General features: G+C 68.0%; 20 protein-coding genes. 5 read left to right on the top strand and 15 right to left on the bottom strand.

Translation table 11 applies throughout. The features are described from left to right. Nucleotides 1–2: 2 nt before the first annotated feature. Entirely contained in the window at nucleotides 3–1,052 is a 1,050-nt protein-coding gene (locus Q0938_RS01430; RefSeq protein ID WP_299358374.1) for a cysteine desulfurase family protein, read from the bottom strand. Then, entirely contained in the window at nucleotides 1,049–2,323 is a 1,275-nt protein-coding gene (locus Q0938_RS01435) for a bifunctional phosphopantothenoylcysteine decarboxylase/phosphopantothenate synthase (RefSeq protein WP_299358376.1), read from the bottom strand. The genes Q0938_RS01430 and Q0938_RS01435 overlap by 4 nt, the downstream gene beginning before the upstream one ends. A 124-nt stretch (nucleotides 2,324–2,447) precedes the next feature. Between Q0938_RS01435 and Q0938_RS01440 the strand changes: the two genes are divergently transcribed. Beyond that, nucleotides 2,448–3,962, top strand: coding sequence for a YifB family Mg chelatase-like AAA ATPase (locus tag Q0938_RS01440; RefSeq protein WP_299358378.1), 1,515 nt, complete (start codon nucleotides 2,448–2,450; stop codon nucleotides 3,960–3,962). A gap of 153 nt (nucleotides 3,963–4,115) precedes the next feature. Here the strand turns inward: Q0938_RS01440 and clpX are convergent, their stop codons facing one another. Together clpX and Q0938_RS01450 are read right to left on the bottom strand one after the other, a co-directional pair. Then, nucleotides 4,116–5,381, bottom strand: a complete 1,266-nt coding sequence (clpX, locus tag Q0938_RS01445) for an ATP-dependent Clp protease ATP-binding subunit ClpX (protein WP_299358380.1) — start codon at nucleotides 5,379–5,381, stop codon at nucleotides 4,116–4,118. A 154-nt stretch (nucleotides 5,382–5,535) separates the two neighbouring features. Then, nucleotides 5,536–6,162, bottom strand: a complete 627-nt coding sequence (locus Q0938_RS01450) for an ATP-dependent Clp protease proteolytic subunit (protein WP_299358382.1) — start codon at nucleotides 6,160–6,162, stop codon at nucleotides 5,536–5,538. Between the two features lie 148 nt (nucleotides 6,163–6,310). Here Q0938_RS01450 and pth point away from each other — a divergent pair, with 148 nt between their 5' ends. Next, the gene (gene pth, locus Q0938_RS01455) at nucleotides 6,311–7,057 is read left to right on the top strand and encodes an aminoacyl-tRNA hydrolase (RefSeq protein ID WP_299358384.1); all 747 of its coding nucleotides are present in this window, start codon (nucleotides 6,311–6,313) and stop codon (nucleotides 7,055–7,057) included. Next, a complete protein-coding gene (locus Q0938_RS01460; RefSeq protein WP_299358386.1) occupies nucleotides 7,057–7,443 on the top strand; it encodes a DUF2237 domain-containing protein in 387 nt (128 codons plus the stop codon). Before pth ends, Q0938_RS01460 begins: the two co-directional genes overlap by 1 nt. 112 nt (nucleotides 7,444–7,555) lie before the next feature. On the opposite strand, the gene Q0938_RS01465 is transcribed toward Q0938_RS01460, so the two are convergent. The 9 genes from Q0938_RS01465 to Q0938_RS01505 form a co-directional block, all read right to left on the bottom strand. Next, a complete protein-coding gene (locus Q0938_RS01465; protein WP_299358388.1) occupies nucleotides 7,556–8,272 on the bottom strand; it encodes a hypothetical protein in 717 nt (238 codons plus the stop codon). A gap of 96 nt (nucleotides 8,273–8,368) precedes the next feature. Next, nucleotides 8,369–9,595, bottom strand: coding sequence for a tryptophan synthase subunit beta (gene trpB, locus Q0938_RS01470; protein WP_299358390.1), 1,227 nt, complete (start codon nucleotides 9,593–9,595; stop codon nucleotides 8,369–8,371). Between the two features lie 29 nt (nucleotides 9,596–9,624). Further along, entirely contained in the window at nucleotides 9,625–10,068 is a 444-nt protein-coding gene (locus Q0938_RS01475) for a GNAT family N-acetyltransferase (protein ID WP_299358392.1), read from the bottom strand. Beyond that, nucleotides 10,065–10,706 carry a phosphoribosylanthranilate isomerase gene (locus Q0938_RS01480; protein ID WP_299358393.1) on the bottom strand — a complete coding sequence of 214 codons (642 nt, stop codon included), beginning with the start codon at nucleotides 10,704–10,706 and terminating at the stop codon, nucleotides 10,065–10,067. Before Q0938_RS01480 ends, Q0938_RS01475 begins: the two co-directional genes overlap by 4 nt. Beyond that, entirely contained in the window at nucleotides 10,703–11,179 is a 477-nt protein-coding gene (locus tag Q0938_RS01485) for a LapA family protein (RefSeq protein WP_299358395.1), read from the bottom strand. Before Q0938_RS01485 ends, Q0938_RS01480 begins: the two co-directional genes overlap by 4 nt. Nucleotides 11,180–11,276: 97 nt before the next feature. Then, on the bottom strand, nucleotides 11,277–11,561 hold the full coding sequence (gene ihfB, locus Q0938_RS01490; protein WP_299358397.1) for an integration host factor subunit beta: 285 nt from the start codon (nucleotides 11,559–11,561) through the stop codon (nucleotides 11,277–11,279). A gap of 169 nt (nucleotides 11,562–11,730) precedes the next feature. Next, nucleotides 11,731–13,410, bottom strand: coding sequence for a 30S ribosomal protein S1 (gene rpsA / locus Q0938_RS01495; protein WP_299358399.1), 1,680 nt, complete (start codon nucleotides 13,408–13,410; stop codon nucleotides 11,731–11,733). Nucleotides 13,411–13,626: 216 nt separating this feature from the next. Beyond that, entirely contained in the window at nucleotides 13,627–14,220 is a 594-nt protein-coding gene (locus Q0938_RS01500; protein ID WP_299358401.1) for a (d)CMP kinase, read from the bottom strand. An 89-nt stretch (nucleotides 14,221–14,309) separates the two neighbouring features. Then, nucleotides 14,310–15,482 carry an FAD-binding oxidoreductase gene (locus Q0938_RS01505; RefSeq protein WP_299358403.1) on the bottom strand — a complete coding sequence of 391 codons (1,173 nt, stop codon included), beginning with the start codon at nucleotides 15,480–15,482 and terminating at the stop codon, nucleotides 14,310–14,312. A 158-nt stretch (nucleotides 15,483–15,640) separates the two neighbouring features. Here Q0938_RS01505 and Q0938_RS01510 point away from each other — a divergent pair, with 158 nt between their 5' ends. Further along, nucleotides 15,641–16,024: an NADH:ubiquinone oxidoreductase subunit NDUFA12 gene (locus Q0938_RS01510; protein ID WP_299358405.1), complete on the top strand. Its 384-nt coding sequence runs from the start codon at nucleotides 15,641–15,643 to the stop codon at nucleotides 16,022–16,024. A 31-nt stretch (nucleotides 16,025–16,055) separates the two neighbouring features. Further along, nucleotides 16,056–16,550, top strand: a complete 495-nt coding sequence (locus Q0938_RS01515) for a DUF2155 domain-containing protein (RefSeq protein ID WP_299358407.1) — start codon at nucleotides 16,056–16,058, stop codon at nucleotides 16,548–16,550. On the opposite strand, the gene aat is transcribed toward Q0938_RS01515, so the two are convergent. Further along, complete coding sequence (aat, locus tag Q0938_RS01520) at nucleotides 16,538–17,191, bottom strand: leucyl/phenylalanyl-tRNA--protein transferase (protein ID WP_299358409.1); 654 nt, start codon at nucleotides 17,189–17,191, stop codon at nucleotides 16,538–16,540. The genes Q0938_RS01515 and aat overlap by 13 nt on opposite strands. A 55-nt stretch (nucleotides 17,192–17,246) precedes the next feature. Then, nucleotides 17,247–18,593, bottom strand: coding sequence for an acetyl-CoA carboxylase biotin carboxylase subunit (gene accC, locus Q0938_RS01525; protein WP_299358411.1), 1,347 nt, complete (start codon nucleotides 18,591–18,593; stop codon nucleotides 17,247–17,249). Nucleotide 18,594 lies beyond the last annotated feature (1 nt).

Below are 18,594 nucleotides of genomic sequence, written 5' to 3' on the forward strand. Positions count from 1 at the left end.
GGTCAGATCTTTCCCTGTTTGCTGCGCCAGCGGCCGTGGGCGGTGAGCCAGGCCTCGGCAAAGCCGTCCAATTCCTCGGCGGTCGTGTCCCGGCCGAACGACACGCGCATCGCGCATGAGGCATCGACCTCGGGCACGCCCATCGCGCGCAAGACCCCGCTCGGCCGGACCTTGCCCGACGAACAGGCCGACCCCGCCGACACCGCATATCCGGCCAGGTCCATCTGCATCACCTGCGTCTCGCCCTTCCATCCCGGGGTCAGGATCGCAAGGGTCTGCGGCAACCGGCGCGCGTTGCGCCCCAGAAACATAGCGTTTCCATCAGCAATTTCCAGAGCGTTCTCCAGACGATTGCGCAGTTCCGTCTGACGATCCGCGATTCCGGACGCAAGATCGTCCTGCGCGGCCGCCGCAGCCGCCGCAAAGCCGGCGATCCCGACCAGGTTCTCGGTTCCGGCACGCCGGCCCTGTTCCTGCCCGCCGCCGCGTATCCGCGCCTCGACCTCGGTGCCCCGGCGCAGGATCAGCGCACCGACGCCCCTGGGCCCGCCCAGCTTGTGCGCACTGACAAAGCCGGCCTCGATCCCCAGCCAGTCGAACGCAAACGGGATCTTACCGAAGCCCTGCGTCAGGTCACTGACAGCCAGCCCCTGCGGCAGATCCTGGATCACCCCTGTCTCGCTGTTGGCCAGCTGCACGGTGGCCGACGCGGGCGCGGGCACGGTCACATGGCCATCCCCGTCGGTGGTCAAGGTTTCGTCGCACCAGGCACGGACGCAATCATGTTCGACACCCGCGCAGGCCAGACCCCGCCCCGCCAGGATCAGCGCGGCGGACTCGGTCGCGCCCGAGGTAAAGATGATCTCGGCCGATGCGGCGCCGAGCGCCTGCGCAACCGTGTCGCGGCAGCGTTCCAGCAGCATCTTGGCCGCGCGTCCCTCGGCATGGACGCTTGACGGGTTGCCGGTGACATCCATCGCGTCGGCCATCGCGGCCCGGGCCTCGGGACGCAGCGGCGCGGTGGCGTTCCAGTCGAGGTAGACCCGGCTCACCGGGCCCCGTCCTGCAGCGCGTCGGCGATGCGATCCGCCAGCCGTCGTGCGACCTTGACCTTGGTCATCCGCGGCCAGGCCTCGGCGCCGGACTCGGTGACCATGGTGATGGCATTCTCGTCGCCGCCCATGATCCCGGTTTCGGGGCTGACGTCGTTCGCCAGGATCCAGTCGCAGCCCTTTCGGCTGCGTTTCGCCGTCGCGTTCGCCACCACGTCGTCGGTTTCGGCGGCAAAGCCCACGACAAGGCGCGGCCGTTGCGCCGCCCGGCTGATCCACGCGAGGATGTCGGGGTTTTCCGCCATCTGCAGGCTGGGCGCGCCGCTGCCATCCTTCTTCACCTTGCGGTCCGCGGCATTGGTGACGTGCCAGTCGGCCACGGCCGCGGCCATCACCGCCGCGTCGGCGGGCAGCGCCGCCTGGACCGCCTCGTGCATCTGACGGGCCGTCTCGACCCGGACGACGTCGACACCTGAGGGAGGCGGGGACGTGGCGGGTCCGGTCACGAAGGTGACCCGGGCGCCCATGTCGCGCAAGGCTGCGGCGATGGCCGTCCCCTGCGTTCCCGACGAGCGATTGGCGATGTAGCGGACCGGATCGATCGGTTCGTGGGTCGGGCCCGACGTGACGATGACGTGCCGCCCGGCAAGTCGGCGCGGGGCAGGCGGGATGATCACCGACTCGGGGGGCAGGCGCAGCGGCGCGGAGGCGTCGGTCAGGGCCGGTGCGGGCGGGCCGAGCAACTCACCCATCGCCTGCATGATCGCCTCGGGTTCGGCCATCCGCCCCTCCCCCCATTCTCCGCAGGCCATCCCGCCCTCGTCCGGGCCGACCATGTCGATGTCGTCGTCGGCGAGGATGGCGCGGTTGCGCCGGGTCGCCGGGTGGTCCCACATCCGCACGTTCATGGCCGGCGCGATCAGCACCGGCGTGTCCGTCGCCATCAGCAGGGTCGAGGCGAGATCGTCCGCCAGGCCGTGCGCCATCTTGGCCATCAGGTCAGCGGTGGCCGGGGCAACGACGATCAGGTCGGCGGATCGGGACAGCTCGATATGCCCCATTTCGGCCTCCCGCGTCAGATCGAACAGCTCGCTGTGGCAGGGCGCATTCGACAAAGCCGAGAGGGTCAGCGGCGTCACGAACTGCGCCCCGCCGCTGGTCAGCACGGTGGTGACCGATGCGCCCGCCTTGCGGATCAGTCGGACCAACTCGGGTGTCTTGTAGGCGGCGATGCCGCCGGCCACGATCAGCAAGATCCGCTTGCCCTGCATGCTGATGATCCCTCCCCAACGGTTCGTCCCTACCTAAGCCGGGCCGGTCGGACAGACAAGAAAGCCCCGTTAACGCGCGATTAAGCGGGCTGCGTTAACCCTCGGCACGCAGCAGGGGGCGTGGATGGTTGCGATCGCCTATACGGTGGCGTTCGAGGGGGTCGAGGCGCGCCTGGTCGAGGTGCAGGCATCGGTCAGCCCGGGTCTGCCATCCTTCGGAATCGTGGGGCTGCCGGACAAGGCGGTCAGCGAGGCCCGCGAACGCGTGCGGGCGGCATTCGCCGCGCTGTCGATCGCCATGCCGTCGCGCCGTGTGACGGTGAACCTGTCGCCGGCCGACATGCCAAAGGAAGGCTCCCATTTCGACCTGCCAATCGCACTGGCGGTGCTGGCGGCGCTGCAGATCCTGCCGGCAGAGGAACTCGAAGGCGTGGTGTCGCTGGGCGAGCTGTCGCTCGACGGGCGTCTGGTGTCGGTCGCCGGGGCGCTGCCCGCCGCCATGGCCGCCGTCGAGGACGACCGCGCGCTGATCTGCCCGCGGGCCTGCGGGGCAGAGGCGGCGTGGGTGGCGGCGGTGACGGTGCTGGCCCCGGCGACGCTGCGGCAGGTCGTGGACCATCTGACCGGCCGCGCCCCTCTGCAGCCGGCCCGGGCGGGCGAGGTGGCGGCGCCGGATCGGCTGGCCGATCTGGCCGACGTGCGCGGGCAGGAGCGTGCCTGCCGGGCGCTGGAGATTGCGGCCGCCGGTGGTCATCACCTGCTGATGACTGGGCCGCCGGGGTCCGGCAAGTCGATGCTGGCCGCGCGACTGCCCGGGATCATGCCGGCGCTGACCCCGGCCGAGGCGCTGGAAACCTCGATGATCCATTCGCTGGCCGGGGTGCTGGCCGACGGCGGCATCTCGCGTGCCCCGCCGTTCCGCGAACCGCATCATACAGCCTCCATGGCGGCGATCGTCGGAGGGGGTCGTGCGGCGCGACCGGGTGAAATCAGCCTGGCCCATAACGGCGTCCTGTTCCTGGACGAACTGCCCGAGTTCTCGCGTCCGGTGCTGGAAACCCTGCGGCAGCCGATCGAGACGGGCGAGGTGGTGGTGGCGCGCGCCAACGCCCATGTGCGCTATCCCTGCCGCTTTCTGCTGGTCGCGGCCGCCAATCCCTGCCGCTGCGGCCATCTGGCCGATCCGGCGCGGGCCTGCAGCCGGGCGCCTTCCTGTGGAGCCGACTACATGAGCCGCATCTCGGGACCGCTGATGGATCGGTTTGACCTGAGGATCGAGGTGCCGGCCGTGTCGCTGGCCGACCTGGAAGCCCCCGCGACGGCTGAGCCGTCCGCGAGCGTGGCCGCGCGTGTCGCGGCGGCCCGCGCGGTGCAGTCGGACCGCTTTGCCGATCACCCCACGATGCGCGTGAACGCCGACGCGAGCGGCAATATGCTGGAGCAGATCGCCCGCCCGGACGACGAGGGCAGGGAGCTGATCCATCGCGCGGCGGACCGCCTGGGCCTGACGGCCCGCGGCTATCACCGGGTCCTGCGCACCGCCCGCACCATCGCCGATCTCGACGGCTCGGACTCCGTGCAGACCCGGCACCTGGCCGAGGCGATCAGCTTTCGCCTGCCATTCGTTGTGGGGGGATGAGGGCGGCCGAGACGCGCCCTGCGGCGCCGCCCAAAGGCGATCCGGGCGACGCCGCGCCGGACGATAGCCCGGCTCAGCGGCAACCGCGGCCGTTCCCTCGAACATCGCCGCGGGCACGGACCGCCCGCGACAGCCTGTCGAGTGGACGCTCCGTCAGCCCGCCGAGGCGGCTTCCTTCTTGGTGTCGCTGTGGATCAGGAGCGGCTTGGCTGCGGGGTTGTCGACCGCCTCCTCGTTCACCACCACCTCGTTCACGCTGTCCATGCCGGGCAGTTCGAACATGGTGTCCAGCAGAATGTCCTCCATGATCGACCGCAACCCGCGGGCGCCGGTCTTGCGCTTGATGGCCCGCTTGGCGATCGCCTTCAGCGCATCGTCGGTGAAGGTCAGCTTGACGTCTTCCAGATCGAACAGCCGCTGGTACTGCTTGACCAGCGCGTTCTTGGGCTGGGTCAGGATGATGATCAGCGCCTCTTCATCCAGGTCGGTCAGCGTGGCGATCACCGGCAAGCGGCCGACGAATTCGGGGATGAGGCCGAATTTCAGCAGGTCCTCGGGCTCGAGCTCCTTGAACAACTCGCCCACGCCCCGGTCGTCGTTTTCCTTGACGACGGCGCCGAACCCCATGGTCGTGCCCTTGTTGCGCTGGGCAATGATCCGTTCCAGACCGGAGAATGCGCCGCCGCAGATGAACAGGATGTTGGTGGTGTCGACCTGCAGGAATTCCTGCTGCGGATGCTTGCGCCCGCCCTGCGGGGGGACCGAGGCGACGGTGCCCTCCATGATCTTCAGCAGCGCCTGCTGCACCCCTTCGCCCGACACGTCGCGGGTGATCGACGGGTTGTCCGACTTGCGGGTGATCTTGTCGACCTCGTCGATATAGACGATGCCGCGCTGGGCACGTTCGACGTTGTATTCCGAGGCCTGCAACAGCTTCAGGATGATGTTCTCGACATCCTCGCCGACATAGCCGGCCTCGGTCAGCGTCGTCGCATCCGCCATCGTGAACGGGACGTCCAGTATGCGGGCCAGGGTCTGCGCCAGCAGCGTCTTGCCGCAGCCGGTCGGGCCGATCAGCAGGATGTTCGACTTCGCCAGTTCGATGTCGCTCTTGGTGCCGTGGTTCAGGCGCTTGTAATGGTTGTGGACCGCGACGGAGAGCACCCGTTTCGCGTGTTCCTGACCGATCACATAGTCGTCGAGCACCGCCATGATCTCGCGCGGTGTGGGCACGCCCTCGCCGGATTTCAGGCCTGACGACTTGGTCTCTTCCCGGATGATGTCCATGCACAATTCGACACATTCGTCGCAGATGAACACGGTCGGTCCGGCGATGAGCTTGCGCACCTCGTGCTGGCTCTTGCCGCAAAAGCTGCAGTAGAGCGTGTTCTTGCTGTCGCTGCCGGGCTGGTTGGCCATGGTCAGTTCCTCGTCCTTCGTGCCTGCGGCCCGGGACAGGGCCGGCAGTTGCCACGGGCGACAGAAGCGCCGCCGCGCGGGTTTCCCCATGTTAAGTTCGGGGGGAGGTGGTCACAATCCCCAAACGCCTCGCATTGGAACCGTCGGAGCCGGGTCAGCTTTCGGGAACTGCCTTGCCGCGGGGTTCCAGGATGTCGTCCAGCAGCCCCCACTCCTTCGCCTCTGTCGGCGACATGAAGCGGTCGCGGTCGAGTGCCTTCTCGACTTCGTCCAGGGTCCGGCCGGTGTGCTGAACATAGATCTCGTTCAGCCGACGCTTCAGCTTCTGGGTCTCTTCGGCATGGATCAGCAGGTCGGCCGCCTGGCCGCGGAACCCGCCGGACGGCTGGTGGATCATGATCCGGCTGTTGGGCAGCGAGTAGCGCGCGCCCTTTTCACCGGCCGCCAGCAACAGCGACCCCATCGACGCCGCCTGGCCGATCACCAGGGTCGAGATGCGGGGCCGGACATACTGCATCGTGTCGTAGATCGACAGCCCTGCGGTCACCACGCCGCCAGGGCTGTTGATGTACATGCTGATGTCCTTGGACGGATTTTCCGCCTCGAGGAACAGCAGCTGGGCCGAGATCAGCGTGGCCATTCCGTCGTGGACGGGACCCGCGACGAAGATGATGCGTTCCTTCAGCAGGCGTGAAAAGATGTCATAGGCACGTTCGCCCCGGCTGGTCTGTTCGACCACCATCGGGACAAGCGTGTTCATGTAGTGTTCGTGAAGATCCATCTGCGCCCCTGTCATCATCCACCCGGGGGCTGATCTGTCCCCGGCCCTGCCCGTCCACGTCCACTAGGGGCGAAAGGTTGACAGAGTCTTAGTAACGCGCGACGCCCGCCGCAAGGGATGGGGTCGCATGCGAGCAAGGGGATCGTCCATGCAGTTGATCGTCGGACTGGGCAATCCGGGGCAGAAATATGCCCGCAACAGACACAATGTCGGCTGGATGGCGATCGACCGGATCGCGCTGGACCACGGCTTCGCGCCTTGGCGCCCCAGGTTTCAGGGGCTGATCGCCGAGGGCCGTCTGGGCGACGTGCGGGTGACGCTGCTGAAACCCCAGACGTTCATGAACCTGTCCGGCCAGTCGGTGGGCGAGGCGATGCGCTATCTGAAGCTGACGCCCGCCGATGTCACGGTGCTGCATGACGAGCTGGACTTGGCCCCCGGAAAATGCCGGGTCAAGACGGGGGGCGGTCATGCCGGCCACAACGGCCTGCGGTCGATGCACCAGCATATCGGCGACGCGTATCGCCGGGTGCGGCTGGGGATCGGCCATCCCGGCCGCAAGGAACTGGTGACGTCGCATGTCCTGTCGGATTTCGCCAAGGCGGATGCGGACTGGCTCGAGGATCTGCTGACCGGCGTATCGGACGGGGCGCCGGCGCTGGCGGCAGGCGACGATGCCCGGTTTGCGGCCGCGGTTTCGGCCCGGACGGCCCCGCAAGGCCGGGGGACGGATGGACGGGAGGCACAAGATGGCCGGCCGCGCGCCGCGCCGTCGGCGTCCGCGTCGGTCGCGGCGGCCGATCCCGCCCCCGCCGGGCCTGCACCTGCCCAGTCACCCAGCGACATGGCAGGCAAGCTGAGCGCACTGCGCGCGCTGTTCGGAGGAAAGTCCTGATGGATCCGTCACTCAACGTGCTGGGCGAGCGGCTGCAGAGCTGTTCGACGGCGCCGCTCACCGGCTTCTACCGCAACGGATGCTGTGACACGGGCCGCGAGGATCAGGGCAGTCACACGGTCTGCGTGATCGTCACCGCCGAATTCCTGGCCCTGTCCAAATATCTGGGCAACGACCTGTCGACGCCGCGTCCCGAATACCGTTTCGAGGGCCTGAAGCCCGGGGACCGGTGGTGCCTGTGCGCCGGCCGTTTTCTGCAGGCGGCGCAGGAGTTTGCCGCACCCCAGGTGGTGCTGGAAGCAACCCATGCGCGGGCGCTGGAGATCGTGCCGCGTGAACTGCTGCTCGCGCACGCAGTCGGACGCGAGGGCGGGTCAGGGCAATGAACTCGCGCGGGACGGCGCGCCTGCAGGGGTGAGGGCGCCCATCCGCATGCTTGACCGGCCGTCCAACGAGAACGGCCCCCGATCTCGGCGGCCGTTTCCTTGCGGGGGGCGCTCAGTTGCCCGCGCCGGACCCGTCCGAGCCATCGGCCCCGTCGGCGCCATCCGCACCGTCGGACCCATCAGCGCCGTCGGTGCCAGCATCACCTGCACTGTCACCGCCGTCGGCTCCGTCGTCTCCGGACGATCCGTCAGTGTCGCCCGCATCGGAATCCCCGGCATCGGTCCCTGAGTCGGTGTCGCTGGCGTCGGTGTCGCCCGCGTCAGTGCCAGCATCGCCGGCATCCGCGTCACTCGCGCTATCCGATGAGTCGGCAGCGACGCCCGGGTCCGTTCCGGTTGTTCCGGTGTCGGTCGTGTTGCCCGTGACACCGACCGCGGATGCACCGGTGGGAGAGCTCTTGTCGCTCTCGTCGGTCTGATCGATGACCAGCTCGCCATCCCGTTCGACCAGCTTGCCCGAGGCGGTCTGGTAGACGAGTTCCATCGGCCGGCCGTCGCGCAGGGCGGTGACCGTCAGCAGGCTGCCTTCGCGGCTGATCCTGATGTCGGTGAAGCCCTGTGCCAGCAGGGTCTCGGCGATGGTCTGGTCATTGGCGTTCTGCGGAAGATCCGTGACGATCACGGGCTGCACCACCACGACCTGCGCAGGTGTCGTGGTGGTTTCTGCCGGGGGGGTCAGGGCAGCTTGCGCGAAAGCGCCGGTCGCTAGGGCACTCAGGGCAAGCGCCTTGGTGCCGACCAATACGAACTTCATGGAATGTCTGGACATCGGTTCACCTGCAAAATTGTTGTGCAGGACAACCCGGGGACAACAGCGAAGTTGCGTGGCTCACGGTAAGTTGGGCGGGCCGCGACCGCCGCCCGATCAGCCGTCGATCTTCACGCCGAGATGGCGGGCCACCGTAAAGATGTCCTTGTCGCCGCGACCGCACATGTTCATCACGATCAGATGTTCGGCCGGCAGCTCGGGTGCGATCTTGGCGACATGGGCCAGGGCATGGCACGGCTCCAGCGCCGGGATGATGCCCTCGGTCTCGCAGCACAGCGTGAAGGCGGCAAGCGCCTCGGCGTCCGTGATGCTGACATAGTCGGCGCGGCCGGCATCCTTCAGCCAGGCGTGTTCCGGTCCGATCCCCGGATAGTCCAGGCCGGCGCTGATGGAGTGGCCTTCCAGGATCTGCCCCTCGTCGTCCTGCAGCAGGTAGGTGCGGTTGCCATGCAGGACGCCGGGCCGGCCGCCGGTCAGGCTGGCGCAGTGCTGCATGGTTTCGTCGACGCCCTTGCCGCCGGCCTCGACGCCGATGATGCGGACGCTGCGGTCGTCGAGGAACGGGTGGAACAGCCCCATGGCGTTCGACCCGCCGCCGATTGCCGCGATCAGGGTGTCGGGCAACCGGCCTTCGCGCTCCATCATCTGTGCCTTGGTCTCGCGCCCGATGATCGACTGGAAATCGCGCACCATGGCGGGGTAGGGGTGCGGTCCCGCGACCGTCCCGATGCAGTAGAACGTGTCGCGCACGTTCGTCACCCAGTCGCGCAGCGCATCGTTCATCGCGTCCTTCAGCGTGCCCCGCCCGGACCGGACCGGCACCACCTCGGCGCCCAGCAGGCGCATCCGAAACACGTTCGGCTGCTGCCGCTCTACATCGTGGGCGCCCATGTAGACCACGCATTTCAGGCCGAAGCGCGCGCAGACCGTCGCGGTCGCCACCCCGTGCTGGCCGGCGCCGGTTTCCGCGATGATCCGGGTCTTGCCCATGCGGCGGGCCAGCAGGATCTGCCCTAGGACGTTGTTGATCTTGTGGCTGCCGGTGTGGTTCAGCTCGTCCCGCTTCATGTAGATCGTGGCGCCGCCCAGACGCTCGGTCAGCCGTTCCGCCTTGTATAGCGGCGACGGGCGGCCGACGTAATGCGTCCACAGATCGTCCATTTCCGCCTTGAACGCCGGGTCGGTCTTGGCGCGCTCGTATTCAGCCTGCAGCTGCAGGATCAGCGGCATCAGCGTCTCGCTGACGAACCGCCCGCCATAGATGCCGAAGCGGCCCTGTTCGTCCGGTCCGTTCATGAAGCTGTTGATCAGGTCGTCGGCCATCCCAGTCCCCCAAGCTGCCCGGACGCGGGCTAGAGCGGCTTCTTAAATCCGATATGCGAGGCGGTAAACCCGAGCCGATGGTAGAACCGGTGGGCCTCGCCCCGCGTCCGGTTTGTCGTTAGTTGCAGAAGCCGGCATCCCGCGGCCCGGGCGCGGGCTTCGGCATCCTGCATCAGCGCATCGCCGACGCCGTGGCCCCGCAAGTCCGCGGCCACGCGCACGCCCTCGATCAGGGCGCGTCGCGCCGCCTGCAGGGACAGGCCGTCGATGAAGGTGATCTGGTAGCAGGCGATGACCCTGTCGTCGCGCTGGCCGACGATCAGCAGGTTGTCCGGCTGCGTGGCGATCCGGTCGAAGGCCGCGAGATAGGCGCCCATGTCGCCGTCCTCGCGGTTGCGTCCCAGCACGTCGTCGCGCAGCAGGGCCACGATTGCCGGCACATCGCTGCGTCCTGCCTCGCGCCAGTGGGTCATGCCGCCGCCGCGGCCGCCACGAAGGCACGGATCAGGTCGGGATCCTTGACGCCCGGCGCCGATTCCACCCCCGATGACACATCCACGCCCGGCGCACCCGTCAGCCGGACCGCCTCGGCGACGTTGTCGGGGGTCAGCCCGCCGGCCAGCATCCACGGCTTCAGCATCCGCCGCCCGGCCAGCAGGCGCCAGTCGAAGGACAGCCCGTTCCCGCCGGGCAGCGCCGCACCGGGCGGCGGCTTGGCGTCGATCAGCAGCAGATCCGCGACCACGCCGTAGTCGAGCAGGGCCGCCAGGTCCTGCGGATGCGCCACGCCCACCGCCTTCATCACCGGCAGCCCAGCACGGGCGCGGATCTCGGCCACCCGCGCCGGGGTTTCCTGGCCGTGCAGCTGGATGATGTCCAGCGGCACCGTTTCCAGCACCGCATCTAGGGCGGCGTCGTCGGGGTTCACGAACAGGCCCACGCGGGCGAGCCCCTCGGGCATGTCGAGGGCGAGCGCGGCGGCGCGTGACGGGTCCAGGTTGCGGGGCGACCGGGGGAAGAACACCAGCCCGGCATAGCGCGCCCCGGCAGCGGCAGCCGCGGCGACGTCCTGTGGCCGGGTCAGCCCGCAGATCTTGACAGCCGTGTTCACCTGCGGGCGGGCAGCATGTCCGGGCTCCGCGCGGTCGTCACAGCCGGGGACGGTGTCGCGGTTGCGGGCGCCAGGGGCGGCAGTGCCGCAGGCGGCGGAACATCGGCAGCGTGACGGGTGCCCGCGCGTTGTCCGTCGAGGATTGCCAGAACGTCGTCGTTGGGTGCGGCAAAATGCGCGCGCAGGGCGCCGGTTTCCCGTTGCGCGGCCGCCAGCGCCTGTGCGCGGCGGGCCGCGGCTGTCCGGATGCGCGATTCCCGCAGCCATTCCCAGATCAGCCCCAGTACCATTCCGATGGCCAACGTCAGGAAGATCAGCAGGAACAGCGGCATCGTCACCGTCCAGCCGCCGCCCAGAAACTGCGCGAGGTTGGCGGGGAACAGACCCACGGTGACGGGGGCGCGGTTGGCAAGGGCGACACCGATCAGCACCAGGGCCAGCACGATCAGGAGCAGCAGGCGAAGGGTGCGCATCGGTCGGATCCTCACTGGCAGATGGGCGCTGAGCGGTTGGGTGCGGGCACAGCCCGCCTCGCGGCAATCTGACCTATCGGGGCCCGGGCATCAACCGTCACCGATCCTCGTTCAGACGGTCGCGCAGCAGCTTTCCGGTCTTGAAGAAGGGGACGTGCTTTTCCTCGACCTCCACCATCTCGCCGGTGCGCGGGTTCCGCCCTTGGCGGGCATCGCGCCGCTTGACTGAAAACGCGCCGAAACCGCGCAGCTCGACGCGGTCGCCACGCGCCATCGCCGAGATGATCTCCTCGAACACGGTACCGACGATCTTTTCCACGTCGCGGTGCAGCAGATGCGGGTTCTCGTCCGAGATCTTCTGTATCAATTCGGACCTGATCATCGACACCCCCGGACATCTGCAGGCCCGCGACCAGACCCAACTGCTGGTTTTCCAACGCAGACCGCCGGGATTGGTTGCACGCAAGCTGATGGGCACAGCAGCAAATGCGAACGAAAAACGCCGCCCCGTCGGGGGCGGCGTGATGGTGACGCGATGTGACCCGACGGGCTCAGCCGCGGTTCTTCAGCGCAGCCCCCAGTATGTCGCCGAGCGAGGCGCCCGAGTCGGACGAGCCGTACTGGTCGATCGCTTCCTTCTCTTCGGCGATCTCGCGCGCCTTGATCGACAGGCCAAGACGCCGGGTCTTGGTGTCGATGTTGGTGACGCGGGCATCGATCGTGTCGCCGACCTGGAAGCGTTCGGGCCGCTGGTCCTGGCGGTCGCGGGCCAGGTCCGATCGGCGGATGAACGACTTGACGCCGTTGTACTCCACCTCGATCCCGCCTTCCTCGATTGCGGTGATGGTGACCGTCACGATCGAGCCGCGCTTCACGCCGTCGACCGCCTCGGTCATCGTGTCGTTTTCCAAGGCCTTCACCGACAGGCTGATACGCTCCTTGTCGACGTCCACTTCCTGGACGGCGGCACGGACGACATCGCCCTTGCGGTAGTTCTGGATTGCATCCTCGCCGCGCTGATCCCAGGACAGGTCGGACAGATGGACCATGCCGTCGATGTCGCCCTCGAGGCCCACGAACAGACCGAACTCGGTGATGTTCTTGACCTCGCCCTCGATCTGGGTGCCGGCCGGGTGGGTTTCGGCGAAGACTTCCCACGGGTTGCGCATGGTCTGCTTGAGACCCAGCGAGACGCGGCGCTTCTGCTCGTCGATCTCCAGCACCATGACGTCCACCTCCTGCGAGGTCGAGACGATCTTGCCGGGGTGCACGTTCTTCTTGGTCCAGGACATTTCCGACACGTGGACCAGACCTTCGATCCCCGCCTCGAGCTCCACGAAGGCGCCGTAGTCGGTGATGTTGGTGACGCGGCCCTTGTGGACGCTGCCGATCGGGAACTTCTCGGACACGGTATCCCAAGGGTCGGCCTGCAGCTGCTTCATGCCCAGGCTGATTCGATGGGTTTCCTTGTTGATCTTGACGACCTGCACCTTGACGGTCTCGCCGATCGACAGGATTTCCGACGGGTGGTTGACCCGGCGCCATGCCATGTCGGTGACGTGCAGCAGCCCGTCCACACCGCCCAGATCGACGAACGCACCGTATTCGGTGATGTTCTTGACGACGCCGTCGACCACCTGGCCTTCGTGCAGGTTGGCGATGACCTCGGCCCGCTGTTCGGCGCGGCTTTCTTCCAGGATGGCGCGGCGCGACACGACGATGTTGCCGCGGCGACGATCCATCTTGAGGATCTGGAACGGCTGCTTCAGGCCCATCAGCGGGCCGGCGTCGCGCACCGGGCGCACGTCCACCTGCGAGCCGGGCAGGAACGCCACGGCACCGCCGAGGTCGACGGTGAAGCCGCCCTTGACGCGACCGAAGATGGCGCCCTCGACCCGGTCTTCCTTGGCGTAGGCCTGTTCCAGACGGTCCCACGCTTCTTCGCGGCGGGCCTTCTCACGGCTGATGCTGGCTTCGCCGCGGGCGTTTTCGACGCGGTCCAGATAGACCTCGACCTCGTCGCCGACCTTCAGCTCCGCCTCTTCGCCGGGACCTGCAAATTCCTTCAGATCGACACGGCCTTCCATCTTGTAGCCGACGTCGATGATGGCCTGCCCCGCCTCGATGGCGAGAACCCGGCCTTTGACAACCGAACCTTCGTTCGGGGTGTCGATCTCGAGGCTGTCGTTCAGGAGGGCCTCGAATTCCTCCATGGATGCGTTTTTCGCCATGTGGCGGTGATGTCCTTTGCGTTGCTATACGGGCCTGGCGGTTGGCTCCGCCGGTCGGTGGGGTCTCTCGTGAACGCCAAAAGGCCGCGGCTGACGCCCGACCCGTTGCAAAGCGGCCTGTTGTGGCCTTGTCGCCCGAAAGACTTGCGCGGGCCTATAGCTGTGAAACGCGCGGCTGGCAAGCCGTGGCGCGGGTTTGACGACCGCGACGCCTGTTCAGCTGCGGCTGGCCAGGGCGCGTTCGACCGCCGCCGTCGCTGCCGCGACGGCCTCCGCGATCGTCAGGGTGGTGGTGTCTAGGGTCAGCGCGTCGCTGGCCGCGCGCAGCGGGGCTGCGTCGCGGGCCCGGTCCCGGGCGTCCCGTTCGCGCAACTGCGCCAGTATCTCGGCGGGATCGGCGCCAAGCTCCGCGGCGCGGCGGCTGGCCCGGGTTTCGTCGTCGGCGATGACGTAGAGCTTCACCGGCGCATCGGGGCAGATCACCGTGCCGATGTCGCGCCCGTCCAGGATCGCGCCCGGTTCCTGCAGCGCAAAGTGGCGCTGGAAATCGATGAGCGCGGCACGCACGTCCGGAATCGCGGCCACGCGTGACGCGGCCTGGCCGGCCTCGGCGCTGCGCAGGTCGGGACGGGTCAGATCCTCGCTCCGCAGCGACTGCGCTGCGGCCACCGGATCGCCCCCCTTCATCCCGACTGCCCGGTAGAGCAGGCCGGTATCCAGATGCGCGAAGCCAAAGCGCGCCGCCAGCGCCCGGGCGATCGTGCCCTTCCCCGCAGCGGCGGGGCCGTCAATGGCGATGGTGAAAGACATGGCAGACTCCGGCTGATGCTGGGGCGATCAGTTGCCACATCGTGCCGTCCCGGGAAACCCGCGGCGACAAAAGTCGCCCGCCGCGGCGATCACACGATCGCGGCCTCGGTCATCGGCTGCCCGTCCAGCACGCGCTGCATCCCGAGCGCGGACAGGTCCAGCGTTACCCAGTCGCCGTGCACGATCTGCTCGGCGATGCCACGTCCGACGGCGGGGGCCTGCTGCAACCCGTGGCCCGAAAATCCGTTGGCATGATAGAGGTTGGGCACCTGCGGGTTGCGGCCGAGGATGGCGTTCTGGTCCAGCGTGTTGAATGCATAATGGCCAACCCACCAGCGCCGCATCCTGGCCTGCTCGAACCCCGGTGACCGGTGATAGAGCGCGGGCCAGATCTCATCCTCGAACAGCTGCAGGTCGGGGTCGAAATCATCGGGGGCGCAGGGGCCGTCGGTCGCGGGGACGGTCGCGGTCAGCCACTGGTTGTACTCGGGCCGGAAATAGATGCCGGAGGGGTCGATCACCAGCGGCGCGTCCGGGTGGCGGGCCATCGGGGCGTCCACGATAAACACCGTTCGCTTGCGCGGCTCGACCGGGATGTCCAGCCCGACGGTCCGCATCAGGATGGCGGCGCGCGGGCCCGTGCAGTTGACGAACACCTGCGCGGTGCGCCGGCCGCCGGTTTCCAGCACGGCGGCCGTGATGCGGGCGCCGTCGCGTTCGAGCGCCGTGACCCGATCTCGGACCCAGCGCACGCCGGCGGCACGGGCCGCGTTCCTGAACCCGTTCAGCAGGCCCATGTTGTCGAAAAAACCCTCGTCCCGGGACCCGAACGATCCTGCGGTGATGTCGTCCAGCGCCATCCACGGGAACCGGGCCCGCAGCGCCGCCCGGTCCAGGACCTGCGTCGACGCGCCCAGTTCGCGCTGCATGGCTGCCAGGTTTTCCATGACCTGCGCGCCGGTGTCGCTGGTGGTCAGGAACAGGTAGCCGTTTTCCTTGAAGCCCAGATCGGCAACTTCGCCGGCGGGACCGATGTGACGCGCGAAGTCGCGGATGAAATCGACGCCGAACCGGCTGATCTCGACATTCACCCGATCCGAAAACTGCATCCGGATGCCGGATGCCGCCAGGGCCGTCGAACTGGTTGCATAGCTGGGATCGGGCTCGATCACTTCGATGTCCAGGGTGGGGTCGAGCCGGCTGAGCCAGAACGCAACCGACGCCCCCATGACGGCACCCCCTGCGATCAGCACGTCGACCATGGCGCAATCCTTCGCTCGTACCCGTGCAGCGTTGGCGCAGCGCGGCGGGTCAGGCAAGGGGCAGCAACCCGTCCCGGCCATTCGTCACGTGGCAAGATGCTGGACCTCGGCCCGTCTTTCGGCGATACCCGGGCCAGCACTGCGCAAGGATCACGCCCATGTCGCTCAAGTCGATCATGCATCGCCTGCTGACCTGGTGGAACGGCCAGACCCTGAACACCCAGGTCTGGACCGCGATCCACGGCGAGAAGGTCGGAGAGGACGAGCAGGGCAACATCTATTACCAGAAGGATGGCGGCCGCCGGCGCTGGGTCATCTACAACGGTGAGTCGGAGGCGAGTCGCGTCAGCCCGGACTGGCATGGCTGGCTGCACTTCACCTTCGACGAGATCCCCTCGCAGGTGCCGCTCGCGCGCATGCCTTGGCAACAGCCGCATGTGCCGAACCTCACCGGCACGCCGGGCGCCTATCACCCCGCCGGGTCTCTGGTCCGGTCAGAACCTGTGGTTCGCCGGGATTACGACGCGTGGCGGCCGGAATAGGCCAACTGCGGTGACCCGTTGGCGGACACGAATGCTGGCGCTTGCGGCTGCGGCGGTGCCGGGCTGGGGTGGCGCCGTGGCGCAGGATGCGCCGCCGGACATTCCGGTGACCCGCGCGGGTGGCGCGCTGCTGCGCGGTCTGGACAAGATTGCCGGGACCGCGTCCGATCTGCAGCTGGCGGTGGGGCAGAGCGTGGATTTCGGCAGGCTGACGGTGCGGCTGGGCGAGTGCCGGCAACCGGCGGACGATCCGGACTCGGACGCGTTCGCGCAGATGACCATCCTGGACCGGAAGACCGGTCAGACCGCATTCGCGGGCTGGATGATCGCGTCGGCACCCGCGCTGTCCGCGCTGGACGATGCGCGCTACGATATTTGGGTCGTGGCCTGCAACGACGGCCGCGCGGCGGATCGGCCGGAACTTGTCTATGAACCCGACACCACGCCACAGCCCGATGATGTGGGCGAGGGCGGTCCGGACGCTGAAGAAGCCGTCGCCGACCCGGCCGAGGATCAGCCGGACTGAACCCCAGTCCCCTCCAGACGGCGCAGCAATGCCGCCGCATCCGACAGGGGGCGGGCGCGGAAATCCGCGACACGGGTCAGCGCCCGGCGCAGCTGGGCCTGATAGCTTGCGCGCGGGATCTGCTGGCCGCCCATGCTCGCCAGATGCGGGGTCAGGTACTGGGTGTCCAGCAGGGTGAAACCGCAATCGGCCAGGTGCTGCGACAGCCAGAGCAGCGCCATCTTGGACCCGTCCCGCTGACTCGAGAACATGCTTTCCCCGAAGAAGGCACCGCCCAGCGTCACGCCGAACAGGCCCCCCGCCAATTGGCCCTGATGGTAGACGGCCAGCGCATGCGCATGTCCGGCCCTGTGAAGATCGGCGTAGAGCCTGGCGAGCGGCGCATTGATCCAGGTCTCGGACCTGGCGGCGCAGGCGTCGACGATCGCGTCGAAATCGGGCGAGGCGTCGGCGGTCCAGCCGCCCCGTCGAAGGCTGCGGCGCAGCGATCGCGAGGCATGGATGCCGCCCACCGGCAGGATGCCGCGAAATGGTGGATCGTACCAGTGCAGCTGCGGATCTGCGGCGCTGTGCGCCATCGGGAACACGCCTTGGGCGTAGCCCGTCAGCAGTTGCGCAGCAGTCGGGACGCGGTAGTCCATCACACCGCGGCGGCGCCGCGTGGCGCCGCCGCCGCGCGGTTCACCGTCATTCGCATCACGTCAGGTTCTTGGCCAGCCAGCGTTCCAGCCAGTGGATCGAATAGGTCCCGGCCTTGATCTCGGGGTCGCGGAGCAGGCGCCGGAACAGCGGCACGGTCGTGTCCACGCCATCGACGATCAGTTCGCCCAATGCGCGATCCAGGCGGGCCAGCGCCTCGGGCCGGTCGCGGCCATGGACGATCAGCTTGCCGATCAGCGAATCGTAATAGGGCGGAATCGTGTAGCCGTCATAGATCGCGGAATCGATCCGAACGCCCAATCCGCCCGGTGCGTGGTATTGCGTGACCCGGCCCGGGCAGGGGGTGAAGTTCGGCAGCTTCTCGGCATTGATCCGCACCTCGATGGCGTGCCCGCGCACCGTCAGGTCGTCCTGCACCAGCTCCATCGGCAGACCGGCGGCAACGCGGATCTGTTCGCGCACCAGATCGACGTCGAAGACGGCCTCGGTGACCGGGTGTTCCACCTGCAGCCGGGTGTTCATCTCGATGAAATAGAACGCGCCGTCTTCGAACAGGAATTCGATCGTGCCGGCCCCGGCGTAGCCCAGCTTGGCCATCGCGTCGGCGCAAGTGCGGCCGATCCGCTCGCGCTGCTCGGCGGTGATGGTCGGCCCCGGCGCTTCCTCGAGAACCTTCTGGTGGCGGCGCTGCAGGGAACAGTCGCGTTCACCCAAGTGGACGGCCTTTCCCTGGCCGTCACCGAAGACCTGCACCTCGATATGCCGGGGCTTCTGCAGGTATTTCTCGATATAGACGTCCGGGTTGCCGAAGGCCGCCTTGGCCTCGGCCCGGGCGGTCCGGAACGCGACGTCCAGGCCGGCGGCATCCTTGGCCACCTTCATCCCGCGCCCACCCCCTCCGGCGGTCGCCTTGATGATGACGGGATAGCCGATCTCCGCGGCGATCTCGCGGGCGTCCTCGACGCTGTCGACGCCGCCTTCGGATCCCGGCACCACCGGGATACCCAGTTCTGCCGCAGTTTCCTTGGCGGTGATCTTGTCGCCCATGATCCGGATATGCTCGGCGCGCGGGCCGATGAAGGTCAGCCCGTGGTCCTCGACCATCTGCACGAACTGCGCGTTCTCGGACAGGAACCCGTAGCCGGGATGGATCGCCTGCGCGCCGGTGATCTCGCAGGCCGAGATGATCGCCGGCATCGACAGATAGGACGACATCGATGGCGGCGGACCGATGCAGACGGATTCGTCGGCCATCCGCACATGCATCGCGTCGGCGTCGGCGGTGGAATGCACGGCGACCGAGGCGATCCCCATCTCGCGGCAGGCGCGGATGACGCGCAGGGCGATTTCGCCGCGGTTGGCTATCAGGATCTTGTCGAACATC

Source organism: uncultured Paracoccus sp. (assembly GCF_947496875.1).
In the GTDB taxonomy this organism is placed as follows: Bacteria; Pseudomonadota; Alphaproteobacteria; order Rhodobacterales; family Rhodobacteraceae; genus Paracoccus.